The 13,409-nt window shown below is 41.4% G+C and carries 12 protein-coding genes; all 12 read right to left on the minus strand.

Annotated features, from left to right (window positions below):
- Positions 1-3 precede the first annotated feature (3 nt).
- The 12 genes from ACO1NU_RS16425 to tsf all read right to left on the minus strand — a co-directional run bounded on the left by ACO1NU_RS16425 (position 4) and on the right by tsf (position 13,409).
- A complete protein-coding gene (locus ACO1NU_RS16425) occupies positions 4-915 on the minus strand; it encodes a glycosyltransferase family 2 protein (RefSeq protein ID WP_448819580.1) in 912 nt (303 codons plus the stop codon).
- Positions 888-2,222 (minus strand): hypothetical protein, encoded by a 1,335-nt coding sequence (locus ACO1NU_RS16430; RefSeq protein WP_448819581.1) that lies wholly within the window; start codon positions 2,220-2,222, stop codon positions 888-890. Before ACO1NU_RS16430 ends, ACO1NU_RS16425 begins: the two co-directional genes overlap by 28 nt.
- Positions 2,215-2,943 carry a glycosyltransferase family 2 protein gene (locus ACO1NU_RS16435; protein WP_448819582.1) on the minus strand — a complete coding sequence of 243 codons (729 nt, stop codon included), beginning with the start codon at positions 2,941-2,943 and terminating at the stop codon, positions 2,215-2,217. The genes ACO1NU_RS16430 and ACO1NU_RS16435 overlap by 8 nt, the downstream gene beginning before the upstream one ends.
- 223 nt (positions 2,944-3,166) lie before the next feature.
- Entirely contained in the window at positions 3,167-4,243 is a 1,077-nt protein-coding gene (locus tag ACO1NU_RS16440) for a Wzz/FepE/Etk N-terminal domain-containing protein (RefSeq protein WP_448819583.1), read from the minus strand.
- A 9-nt stretch (positions 4,244-4,252) separates the two neighbouring features.
- On the minus strand, positions 4,253-6,775 hold the full coding sequence (locus ACO1NU_RS16445) for an SLBB domain-containing protein (RefSeq protein ID WP_448819706.1): 2,523 nt from the start codon (positions 6,773-6,775) through the stop codon (positions 4,253-4,255).
- 106 nt (positions 6,776-6,881) lie between these two features.
- Entirely contained in the window at positions 6,882-7,967 is a 1,086-nt protein-coding gene (locus tag ACO1NU_RS16450) for a hypothetical protein (protein ID WP_448819584.1), read from the minus strand.
- Positions 7,927-8,118, minus strand: coding sequence for an NAD(P)-binding protein (locus ACO1NU_RS16455; protein WP_448819585.1), 192 nt, complete (start codon positions 8,116-8,118; stop codon positions 7,927-7,929). The genes ACO1NU_RS16450 and ACO1NU_RS16455 overlap by 41 nt, the downstream gene beginning before the upstream one ends.
- 10 nt (positions 8,119-8,128) lie before the next feature.
- Complete coding sequence (locus ACO1NU_RS16460; RefSeq protein ID WP_448819586.1) at positions 8,129-9,205, minus strand: lipopolysaccharide biosynthesis protein; 1,077 nt, start codon at positions 9,203-9,205, stop codon at positions 8,129-8,131.
- A 78-nt stretch (positions 9,206-9,283) separates the two neighbouring features.
- A complete protein-coding gene (locus ACO1NU_RS16465) occupies positions 9,284-11,032 on the minus strand; it encodes an ABC transporter ATP-binding protein (protein ID WP_448819587.1) in 1,749 nt (582 codons plus the stop codon).
- 99 nt (positions 11,033-11,131) lie between these two features.
- Positions 11,132-11,695, minus strand: a complete 564-nt coding sequence (gene frr / locus ACO1NU_RS16470) for a ribosome recycling factor (protein ID WP_448819588.1) — start codon at positions 11,693-11,695, stop codon at positions 11,132-11,134.
- 20 nt (positions 11,696-11,715) lie between these two features.
- Positions 11,716-12,423 (minus strand): UMP kinase, encoded by a 708-nt coding sequence (gene pyrH, locus ACO1NU_RS16475; protein ID WP_448819589.1) that lies wholly within the window; start codon positions 12,421-12,423, stop codon positions 11,716-11,718.
- Positions 12,424-12,569: 146 nt separating this feature from the next.
- Positions 12,570-13,409, minus strand: coding sequence for a translation elongation factor Ts (tsf, locus tag ACO1NU_RS16480; protein ID WP_448819590.1), 840 nt, complete (start codon positions 13,407-13,409; stop codon positions 12,570-12,572).

A 13,409-nucleotide genomic window follows, 5' to 3' on the forward strand; every position in this document is an offset into this window, starting at 1 on the left:
ACATTACTGTTTAAATCTTTTAGATATATGACCAGCTAATCTGTCTACATACCTAATCACCTTATTTATCTTCCCTTTATACAAAATATATTCTTTAGCGCCTCTTAAACAATCAATTCCTTTTAGACTTCTTAAACGATATCTTAGCAATAGCTCACTTCGTTCCATATATCCCTCGATAATTGATGGCAACGGCTCTTTTCTAACTACTTTCAGCAGTTCCAAACTGCTACAAACAGACTGGGTCTCGTCATGACTGAAATTTTCGGAATGCATAGATGCAAGATAAAGCGGAGAACTCACATATTTAATCCGCGGCTTACTAGAGAGAAATAGAAGAATATAAAAGTACTTATCGTCAGATCCGAAATATTGTTTGGGCGAAGGGAATCTTGTGCGAGACACAAAGCTCCTCCTCAATATAACCTGACCAGGCGATCGAATAAAATCATCTAAGATCAAATTCTTTATATTTATTGCTGGCGGTAGATAGTACATGCGAACTCTGTATCCTCCTTGATAACAATAAAAGCCATTTAACAGAATGAAATCGTACGAATGCAATAAATCGAAGTCTATGTTGGAAAAAAAATCAGGATGTAAACTATCATCCTGATCGATAAACAACACAGAACCTCCCGCACTTAACTCAAGACCATTATTTCTAGTCTCAGCGACACCCATGTTTCCTGCATTTTTTATCAATTTCATAGATATAAAAGGAGCCAGACTCGGCAAATTACCCTCTAATACATCTAATTCTGTTTCCATTGAATCTATGATTACTATGACTTCCACAGATAACTTCGAGTGATTTGACACATAGCTATCTAAGATTGACAGCAATAATCTACCAACAAAAGCCTCACCATTAAAAAAAGGAATAATTATTGAAAGATTGACTTCACCGACCATTTTAAGTTATATATAGCTACAGACAAAAACAAGAATACTATAAGTACCGGAAGTATAAGCAAGAGGTTATTTACAGAAAACAAAAACAACGTAACATCGGGTTCGATCGCAGGTGATTGAACAAATAAATACACAATGATGAAATTGAGAATTACATTGTTACTTCTCACGCTACTCAGAAAAAACCTGACGAAAGATTGTAACAAACCCAAAATAAAAGAGTATACAATTCCACCGAAGTATCCAAAGAAAAGAAGACCAAAAACATTGTGTCTCATATTTGGACCTTTTGTCACTTCTGTAAAATGGTGATAACTATAAAAATACACACCTGGATGCTCACCAAAGTCCTTCCATGACATAAACCGGAATAAACCGAGAATATCGTTGAATAACCACGCAAATCCATTGGCTGTTATGTTATAAGTTCTAATTACGTCGTTCGGGTAGGTGTACCAATAAACATCTCCCGAGACAATAAAACGGTAGAATATTGCCAATATAGGAAAGACTGCTTCCTCTTCCGTAGACTGAACCAAAATAATGATACTCACGAGTGCAAGTAGCCCTAAAACAAACCACCAGAAATATCGATTAGTTATGTTCGTTATTAAGCTCCTTCTTCCTGAAGTATACAAGAAAGCAAAAAATACACTTAAAGGAACGAGTATAGAACTTTTTCCCCCTGAAAGAATCAATGTACTTAAATAAAAGAGAAACATGCCTCCAAAGAATAACCGCCAGAGAAATGTCAACGTCTTGGCATAACGAAACGTGTTTAGTAAAAACAAGTAGCAGAAGAATAGAGATAAAACCATCAAAACCCTCGCCATGAAGCCGAAGCCTCCACCACCTGAATAAAAATCTAGCCTCGACTCGTAAAACAACGGTATTCCATTAACCAAATAAACATATACTTGAATAATGAAGAATAAAAGAAAAACAATCGTTTGAACCAAAATAAGTATGTTTCTTATAGTACGATCATCATATTTATGAGCATTTTCTGAAGCAGATGTAATAACTTTATTTCTGAACACTTTGAGCATAAAAAAGCCTACCAAAAATGCAGCTTGCGTTAAGAGAAAATGTGTAAAATAATACAACGTTATGCCATTCACAAAATAAAGCAAGAAAACATCAGCGACTGCAAACACGGTAGAGACGACATAGATGAAGTATGGATCTAGAATACCTACAATGACTTTCCGATAAAGCAGAAAATAAACTATTCCAACAATACCTATTAAAGCAAGATATAGGAGAAAATTCCCTTCAACAAGTGCGCCGAATTCATAATTATCCATTTACAAGCCTCTTTAAAAATCTTCTTATTGAAACATAGAAATAAATAGGCCACGGAAAAGTTCTTTTGATGATTCTAAGCTTATCCATCTCAAAGTTAAGATCTTGTGAATTTGCCGACTGACCGTCGTCATTATAAATACAGACTAATAAAGGAATATAGTGGAAGGTAAATACATTATCCGCTTTGATATTTAAATTCAAAACATAGTCAGATAAATACTTATACTTCAACTCATATTTATATATATAAAAAATCTCCTTAGGATAAAAGACTGCTTGGTGACAAATATTCCTCAAGCTGAACTTTACGTCCGAAAAATACCCATCGTAAACTTTTTTTTCCTTCTTGTATAGTACATTTCCATAGTAAATCACGTGTTTCTTGGTTGCTAAACCCACTGTGTCCACGAAGTTCCTCAGCACGTTTGAGTCAGCAAGAACATCATCACAACCTATGAAATAAACGTAATCTCCCGTCGCATGTCTCGCCCCTTTATTCATGGCGTCATATATTCCCTGGTCTTTTTCACTTTCAAAGTAGCTGATTTGCATCTCATACCGCTTTATGACGTCCAATGTACCATCGTCACTACCTCCATCAATGATAATGTACTCGAAGTTTTTGTATGTTTGTCTTAAAACGCTCTGAATTGTTGCTTCAAGTGTACAGGCGCCATTGAAAACGACAGTTATAACGCTGATTAGGGGTTTATTTCTCATATCTTTTTACAGCCACATTATGGCACTATGAAGTGCTGCTCCTTCATTTCAAAAATCCAGGAGTTCATAAAGTATCGCATATATTAAATTCCAACTTTCACACCTTTTTTAACTCACCTATTACACTTTGTTCTGATTGTTGCATGACACTTAGGGTTCAACACGAATCAGTCTTCGTATTTCTATGTACTTACTCAGAGGCTGCCGTCCTCATCCGATAAATTTAGCCTTCGAGTGACTTTATAACGCGAGCTAGCAATAGATATGCAAAAGCCAACAAAGTAGATATTACAGTGCCGAATACTGCGCCTTTCACAAAACCTACCTTATTTCTGGCTAAAGGTAGAACTGGCTCATCAATCATCTGAATTAAAGGCGTCTCCATCCTTAACGATATTTTAGCGAGCTCGAGATTTTTTATAATCTCAGAGTATATAGCAGTATTGGCTTGAATGTCAATTTGCCCCCTTTGGGAGGGGGCTTTTAATACTTGCAATGCCAAATTTGCATTTGGATTTGCATCGACCGAAGACGCTGCCCCATAGATCGACCGATTTAGTACATTCTTCATGCTATCAGCTTGCCTTTGAAGTACAGATACATTCTCAGAAGATTTCCGGATTTTTGTTTGTACATAAAAGTCATTTACATTCTTTATAAGACAATTAGCAAACTCCTTAGCAAACAACTCATCTTCGAATGTTACTGCTACCCTAATGATGCTCAGCTTTTTATCTGGCTTTGACACAGTTAGACTATTTTCACTTATATCTTTAATTATGACAGTTATTAAGCTATCATGCGCTGTGGTAAGCTGTACCCCTTTTCGAAAATCAAGAATCTTCAACGATTGGTCTTTGAGCTTTTTTTTAATCTGCTTAATGTCAATATATCGATTTATTAACAGTTCGCTTTGTGAGCCAAAATCTGCAGGTGTTAGTAGTGTTTTTTCTATCATTCGCCGAGATTTATAAAGCTGAATAATATTATCACCTTTAAAGATTCCATCTCCACCACCCGACCCAATATTTAACCCTACCATTGACGCAATTCCAGCGTATTGGCCCAAACTTGAGCCCCCCTGATCTTCCAGAACAAAGGTTGATTCAGCAGAATACATAGCCTTATCAAAGTAAGAGTAACCTATACCGATAAGCATTCCGACAGAGCCTACCAGTATTATAACTTTCCATCGTGAGAACAAATATTTGCAAATATCTCTCGCTTTTTTAAAAAGATCTCTTAAAGTTATTTCGACCTCGGGGATGTTGGGTTTTGTTTCCGACGTTATATTTTTCAAACTATTCTATTATCTAAACAATGCTACAATTATCGCCGCCAATGACGCTAAGCCACTTGTTATTCCTACAACTTCTCCAGCAGACATCTTTCTTCCTTCAGGTTTCTTAGGAACAAATATCTCGGCACCAGGCTTTACATTCGGATAGTTTCTGAAGAACAAAAAGTTTCCAGTACTTTCTACAGCGCCGTTTGCATATATTATATATGCTCGCTTTCTTTTGGCCCTCTCTGCAAAGCCACCAGCATTTGATATGTAATTTTTGAAGCTCTTTCCTTTTGAGTACACAACAGTAACAGGCGATAGGACTTCTCCGCTCACCCTCACAGTCTGCAACTCTCTTGGTATACTTAATATATCCCCTTCTTGAAGAAAAAGATCCTCTTTACCACCTGGCTTCTTCAGAATCCGTGTCAGATCTATTCCAACGTAGTCGTTCCTTAATGTTTCTTCATTGTTTATGTCTGCAGAAAGGGTATCACTCGTCTTTTTCTGAAGCCTTTGAAACTGCTTAAGCCTTTCTAGCTCAACTCTCTTTTCGAAGTCACTGGTATCCTTTGCTACTGCGCCAGTCCTCTGTAAAGAAGCGCCTTCTGTATATGCATAAGCAGTAAAACCACCTGTTCGTTTCAACAAATCGGAGATCCGTTCATTCTTCCTAACCAAAGTATAAATTCCTGGATATAAAACTTCTCCCTGTACTTTGACTTGTTGTTGTATGGTATATCCAGCCGAGGGCCTCACAATTACAATATCAAACGGTTGTAGCACGAAGCTTGCAGTTGCCGACTTAAGATCTTGGTTTACATCCACCTGAAATACCTGAGCGGTAGTTGCCGATTCTGATAACACGTCACTGTTCTTTATCCTTCTTGATATCTCAATCCGCTTTGAGGTTGCTCCTTCCTTTAATCCACCCGCTTGCAAAATCGCATCCTCCAAAGTCATTCCTTCAGCGAAATTAAATTGGCCAGGGCGCTGCACTTCTCCATCTACACGTACGTTATACTCTTCCTTCAAGTCGAAAATGGAACTAATCACAACCACATCTTCCCGTTTCATTGGGATATCTGGAGCTTCTCCTGAAAGCACCCGCGAAACGTCAAATGATACTAGCTCAGTTTGAAGATCGCTTTTTAATCGTGTAATATACGCACGACTCCTGAATGCGTCCTCTCGTAAACCTTCAGCCCGCCGTATAAGCTGACCAACCGTCAATCCACTTTCAAGTTCAAACTGCCCTGGTCTAAATACGGCTCCCTCAATGGTTACCCTATTTTCAAATCGATCGAGAATCTTATCCACAAAATATTTATCTCCACTTGATGGTTCATATGATGCAAATCGATCGGATGTTATATCTGCAATGCGCCTTTCCTTCTCTGTGTTCTTAAGCACCTTAACTCGTGCTCTATAAGCTCTTTCAGTGAAATCACCAGTAAATCTAATCAGATCAGCCAAATCCTCTCCAGGTAACATTTCGAAGATTCCTGGGCGCTTCACCTCTCCAACAACTTCTACTCTGGTCTGATATGTAGGAACACGTATCACATCCTGATCTTGCAGCCGGATGTTACTTTTGAACTGCCCGTTTAAAAGAAAATCATAGATGTCAAGTGTGGCGAGTTTTCGTCCGCCTCTGATAAGCTCAATTTTTCTGAGTGAGCCGTTTTCCGTAGGCCCTCCAGATGAATATAGGGCATTGAAAACCGTTGCGAGAGAGGGCAAAGTGTAGGTTCCTGGCTTTACTACTTCTCCGGTAAGAATTACCTTTATACTACGTATATTCCCAATGGCAATACTTAAGGAGGTATTGCCAGTTCTTAGTCCTGAATAGATAGTGGACATTCTGGATTTAAGTCTAGCTGTTGCCTGCTCGATACTCATTCCTCCTACGGAAACAACTCCAACATAAGGGACATTGATCGTACCTTCAGGAGAAACCTTCAACTGATAACTTGCCTCTGAATATCCGTAGATGTCAATTAATAGCTCGTCATCTGGACCAATCTGGTAGTTTCTCGGAGTAGCTAACCGGAGATTTGGTTCAAAAGTCAGGTTTTTATTACTAAAAAGATCCGAACCAAATATCTTCGACTTTAACTCCGTGAGTGCCTTTTCGGCATATGAGAGTGAGTCTATTACCTTGCTATTAGACTCATCATAGTCTTCTACATCGTAACCGTAATTTCTACCCGACTGAAGCGACTTACTTTTTTGCGAATCTCTGCCCGAGTCCTTTTTTGAGGGCACATTCAGCCCTTTCTGTTGTGACGATGCCCTCAATTTATCAACCCTTTGCCTCAACTTCTGAATTTCTGAAGCACTCATCCCCCTCGCCTGAGCTACCTGCTCTAGCTGAGCCTCAGAAAGCCCACTTGATTCCACCTGGTTAACAAATTGCTGAATCTGAGCATCAGTCAACTCATCAACCCGGATATCACTAAAATTTTGATTATTTTGAGCTACTGCCGGAACGGCGAAGCTTATGATCAGGATAAGTAGAAATAGGTAAATAGGTTTCACGTTCAACACTGTTTCTTTAATAGATAGTCCTACAACAACTTGTTGGAAAATTGCGTAAAGGTAATATTTCCTTATCAATGTGAACTAAAAAATAATTTCCGAACGAAAGATTTCATACTTTTTGCGGAACCATTTCTACAATCCTATCGTACAAGGCCCCGAACGAGGCATGTTTTTCGTGAAGCAACTTTGCGGCCAGAACTGCTGCGGTGCCTCTCTTCATCTCAATTTCTTGCCTGGAAATCGAGGCAAGCAGCTTTCTAACAAGGCTGCCCACGTCCTCAGCCGCCGGTACCAGCCATCCTGCTCTCTTCAGCAATTCCCAATTATCTGACTCTGCCGACCCACAATAGACAAAGGTCGCATGTGAACACACTGAACTAACCGTCTTCGATGGCACACATACACTCACCCATTCATCTTTTAAAGAAGCAAGATGAACATCAATATACTTTAATTCCCCTCGTCTTACCGAATTAACAATTTCAACTCCAGGCTTCCCCTTGGCGTAAGTAGCTAGCTTAGCTCCTCCGGCACCATAAAGAGCAAGGATCAACTTAAACTTCTCCGCATCCAGACAATCAATCACTGCCTCTAAAAATTCAGGAGAATGCGCTTCTCCTAAATTACCACAGTAACCTAAGTATATCTTATCTCTCTCTTGAGCCCAGAAAGGCACATCTACATGATTCTGTCCTCCGGCATCATATACACCGCAGGGCAGGATCGATGACGAAAGCCCTCTTCCAAATTTCTTCGCCAAATAATCCTTCTGATGAGGGCCCAGAGCGATAAGATGCGACGGTTTATTGGATAGCACGATCCTGTCGATTAGTTTGTAGAGTACATTCTTCTTGCTTACAAGCCTGGCGGCAACAAACGCTTCCGGATAAAGATCCATTGCCCACAAGACCCATTTCCGCTTCCGAAAAAATAGCGCCGCCCACATATTCAGCAGCGGCGGGTCCGTCATGCAAATCGTAACGTCTGGTGACAGGCCATTGGACTTCCAAACCATACGGAGGCCTTCATATAGATTTGACAAGAGTCTTAGCGCTTTACTTTTTCCGTTGTAAAAGGTCTTTATGCGATAGACGTTTCCTGCAGGACGAACATCGCCGCCACCTCCCTGATATTCTCCATCAACAGTGATAATATTAATCACCAGTCCGCAATCCACAAGATACCCAGCTAACATCCAAATGATAGGATACCAGATCAACCGTCCTCGTTCGCGCGATGCCTCCTGCATGTGCCTTTTTCTCTAAAACATGCACCTCATGCTGGTCGTTGAGCAATCTCGAAATGCTCAACCCTGAAATGCCTGCACCCAGAACAGCGATCTTCATATCTATTGCTTTATTTCATAATAAAAAAGTAAACTCTGCGCAAAATGAGTGTCACACTCAAGAGAAACATGAACAAAATAGCTCCGCCAACTATGGATTTCGCCTTTCCTGGCTTGTCTTTTTTCAGGGGCAATACGGGACTGTCAATCACCTGTATCAAGGGGGTTTCCTTTCTAAGATTTACCTTGGAGATCTCCAGGTTCTTCACAAGTTCAGCCAGTATAGCCTTGTTCGCTTCCGCATCCACCTGACGGCGTTGCGAAGGAACTCTTAAGACCTGTCTTGCAGGATTGATATTGGGGTTAGCATCTATGGATAGCGCAACGCTGCTGATGTCTCTGCTGAGCGCTGCCCGGATGGAATCGGCCTGGTGCTGCAGTATCGATACGTTTTCGAGCGACCGCTTCGTTCTCGTCTGTATATAGTAGTCGCTGACATTTTTGACAATAAGATCGTTGAACGACTTGGCGAAGAGCTCGTCTCTCGCTTTCACCTCAACTTTCAAAACGCTGAGCTTTTTGTCGGGCTTACCTACAAAAAGATAGTTTTCGTTAATATCCTCTATAATATCGTTCAGAACACTATCCTGAAGGCGGTTAAAAGGCTCCGATCGAAAGGATAGATTCTGTAGCTCCGGTTTTTTGGCCCAGCGCTCTTTCAACTTATTGAATTCGATATACCGTTCCAGCAGCAACTGCTTCTTACCATCGAATTCATCAGAACTGAGCAAAGTCGCTTTCAGTATGCTCCCCGACCTATACAGTTCAATGATGTTATCGCCCTGAAATATTCCACCACCTCCTCCACCAAGGTCCACGCCCATCATAGAAGCAAGGCCGGCATATTGACTCAGTCCGCCTCGGCTACCTTGTTCGTCTAATACAAAGGTAGATGTGGCTATATAATTGGTTTTCCGGATGACTGCATAACAATAGCCAGCTAAGCCGCCGATAATACCGGCGAGCAAGATAAGCCTCCATTTGGAAGCAATATACCTAAGCCACTCTTGTAGCTTGAGTATAAACTCTTTGAGGGAAATCTCATTAGTGCGGACTTCCCTTCCGGGTTTATCTGGCAGTGTCTCCAAACGTGAATAGTTAGTATATCCAACACAAGTGCAACGTACAAGATGAAATGGCTCGGTTTGAGCCAGCAATAAACTTTACTAGACACCAACTCTCTCCCCTATCTGCTGTCTCCACATCGCATAGTAGAGTCCTTTCTCAGCCAATAGTTCATCATGCTTACCAGACTCGATAATATGTCCCTTCTCAAGGACAAAGATGCGGTCTGCATGCATAATGGTTGAAAGGCGGTGCGCAATTAAGATGGTAATCCGGTCATCCATTACCGAAACGTCGCGTATCGTCTTCGTGATCTCTTCTTCAGTAATCGAATCCAGGGCAGATGTAGCTTCGTCAAATACCAGAATATCAGGCTGACGCAATAAAGAACGTGCGATCGATAACCTTTGTTTTTCACCTCCGGAAACTTTCACTCCACCTTCACCAATCACCGAATCCAAACCTTTGTCGGCACGGGCCAGCAAGGTCATACAAGAGGCCTTTCGCATCACTTCCAAACATTCCTCGTCGGTCGCTCCGGGCCGCACGAACTGCAGGTTCTCCCGGATAGTGCCCGAAAACAGCTGCGTATCCTGCGTCACGAAGCCTATCCGCTCACGAAGCTGATCCAGATCGATATCTGAAGAAGGGACGTTATTATACAGTACCTGTCCTTCTTTAGGTGTATACAAACCGACCAGCAACTTGACCAAGGTAGTCTTCCCAGATCCGGATGGTCCCACAAAGGCAATCGTCTGCCCCTTGAAAGTACTAAAATTGATATTATTCAAAGCACTTGTGCTCGCAGATTGGTGCTTAAATGTGACATTTTGAAACTGCAGCGACTCTAATCTGTGTAGTCTGACTGGATTCACCGGCTTCACTTCCTTCGGAGTACTCATAATCGCCTTAAAGTTGGCAAGCGACACCTCCGTCTCCCTGTACGTATTGATGATATTTCCGAGTTCCTGCAAGGGGCCAAAAATGAAGAACGAATACAAGAACAAAGAGAAAAATTCCCCAACCGATATCTGGTTATCATAGATCAGGTACATCATCAGGAAAAGCACACCGTTTCTAAGCAAATTCACCAATGTTCCCTGAATAAAGCTCAGGCTCCGCACGTACTTCACCTTCTTTAGCTCCAGCACCAGGATCTTCTCCGTAGTCATATTAAGTCGCTTGATCTCCTGGGAAGACAATCCGAGACTCTTTACCAGCTCAATATTTCTTAAGGATTCAGTAGTAGATCCCGCCAGAGCAGTCGTTTCTGCAACAATACTCTTCTGCACTACTTTAATTCGCTTACTCAGTATAGAACTCACCGTGCCTAATACCGGAATAACTGAAATATAAAAAACAGCGATTAGCCAGTGAATATTGATCGCGTAGAAGAACACGAAAGTGATCCCGATGATACTCGTAAATACAATATTGATCGTCGCAACAATAAGCTTCTCCGTATCTAATCGAACCTTCTGAAGTATCCCTAAAGTCTCTCCACTCCGCTGATCCTCGAAGACCTGATAAGGTAATTCTAAAGAATGAGCCAGCCCGTCTGAATAAATCCGGGCCCCCAACCGCTGCGTAATTACATTCACGTAATAATCCTGAAAATTCTTGGCTATGCGCGATACCATGGCCACACCCATCGCAGCAAGAACCAGCATTCCGGCTCCTTTAAAGAACTCCTCAGTCGTATAATCCGCGTAGTGGGTCACATATTTATCAATGATCTTCCTGAAGATCCAGGGATCTAAAAATGAAAATATCTGATTAATAGCAGCCAGCAGCAAGGCCAATGCGATAAGGCTTTTATAGTTCTTTAGGTACTGAAACAGAATTCTCATGAAGGATATGGATAAAAGATAGATGTGGCAACGCACAAAAATAAGAAAGGGAATAGTGATCGCCACCATTCCCTTTTTAATTTACTTTAGACGGACTTATTATACCGTCATGATATCTTTTTCTTTGACTTCAGCCATCTTGTCAATCTTCACAATGTAAGCATCTGTCAGCTTCTGTACTTCTCCTTCACCTGTTTTGATCTCATCTTCAGAAACACCGTCAGACTTCAGACGTTGGATCTTTCCGTTGATATCCTTACGGATGTTACGGATCGCGATACGGCCACGTTCAGCTTCTTCCTTAACCTTTTTCACGAGGTCCTTACGACGCTCTTCGGTCAATGGAGGAACGTTCATCCGGATCACCATACCATCATTCTGCGGGTTTAAACCAACGTTAGAATCAATAATGGCCTTTTCAATCTTCACTAACAAAGGCTTCTCCCACGGCTGCACAACTAGCGTACGCGCATCAGGTGTATTGATACTGGCCACCTGACTCAATGGAGTAGGTGTTCCATAATATTCAACCATTACCGAGTCAAGCATGGAGGGCATAGCCTTTCCTGCGCGAATCTTCAATAATTCCGCATCAGCATGCTCAACAGACTTATCCATTGTTGATTTAGCATCAGCTAACTGCTGTTTTATAAGATCGTTCATAAAAACTTTATTAAAATCTATTATCCTTTAACCAATGTACCAATGTTTTCACCCTGCGCAAGACGCATAAAGTTACCCGGCTTGTTCATATCAAACACGATGATCGGCAGTTTATTTTCCTGACAAAGCGTAAAAGCTGTCATATCCATAACATTAAGCCCTTTATCATATACCTCCTGGAATGTGATCTCATCGTAACGGGTTGCATTAGCGTCCTTCTCCGGATCCGCGGTATAAATACCATCAACCCGGGTTCCTTTCAATACCACATCTGCCTGAACCTCAATCGCCCGGAGAGAAGCGCATGTATCGGTAGTGAAATAGGGATTACCTGTACCCGCACCAAAAATTACGATACGTCTTTTTTCAAGGTGCCTCACCGCGCGGCGACGGATGAAAGGCTCACAGATCTGCTCCATTTTAATGGCAGTCATCAGCCTGGTTTTCACGCTCAGCTTCTCAAGAGCATCCTGCAGCGCCATGCTGTTGATCACAGTAGCAAGCATTCCCATATAATCAGCCTGTACACGATCCATGCCTGATTGCTCAGCACTCAGACCACGGAAGATGTTTCCTCCACCAATTACGATGGCGACTTCAACGCCTGTATCAAATACTGCTTTAATGTCTTTTGCATACTGAAGTACCCGATCGCTGTCAATTCCGTACTGTTTATCGCCCATTAGAGACTCTCCACTAAGTTTCAGGAGGATACGCTTATATTTCATGTTTTAGAAGGTGTTTATAGAATTACAGCCAAATGAAGCCGGGCAAAGGTAACAATTTATGTCAGAAATAAAAAAGGGGTTCTCCTACAGATGTAAGAGAACCCCTTTCCGTCAGGACCTTAGCCCTGAAATATTATCAGCATCAATTATGCTCCTAATTGAACACGTTTGAATGCGTTTACAGTTAATCCTTTAGAAACTGTATCAAGGAACTGAGCTACAGATTTTGAAGAATCCTTTACAAACTCCTGGTTCAATAAAGTAGAATCTTTGTAGAACTTGTTCAGTTTACCAGCAGCGATCTTTTCAACCATTGCTTCTGGCTTTCCTTCTGCACGGATCTGCTCCTTAGCGATCTCAAGCTCACGCTCAATAGTACGTGAATCAACATCATCCTTATCGATAGCAACAGGGTTCATCGCAGCAATCTGCATAGAAACGTCTTTACCAGCCTCATCAACACCTTCAGCATCAGCGCTCAAAGCAACCAATACACCTAAGCGATAGTTTCCGTGGATGTAGGCAACAACTTTCTCACCAGTAACAGTTTCGAATTTGTTCACACCGATCTTCTCACCGATTTTACCTGTCTGGTCAATTACCTGGTCAGAGATCTTAGTACCGTTAAGGTCTAAAGCAACTAGTTCTTCAAGAGAAGTAACGTTATTAGCGATAGCTACATCAGCGACACCATTAGCAAATGCGATAAAATCAGCATTCTTCGCTACGAAGTCAGTTTCGCAGTTTACCTCAACAATAATACCGCGTTTTCCGTCAGCAGTTGTTTTAGCAATTACTACGCCTTCGTTAGACTCACGGTCCTGACGGCTAGCAGCAACTTTAGCACCTTTTTTACGAAGGTAGTCGATTGCAGCCTCAAAATCACCGTTAGATTCTGTTAATGCTTTCTTACAATCCATCATACCTGCACCTGTTTGCTGGCGCAGTTTGTTTACGTCTGAAGCGGATATTTGCACAGTTGACAT

The sequence above is a fragment of the Arcticibacter sp. genome (genome assembly GCF_053551015.1).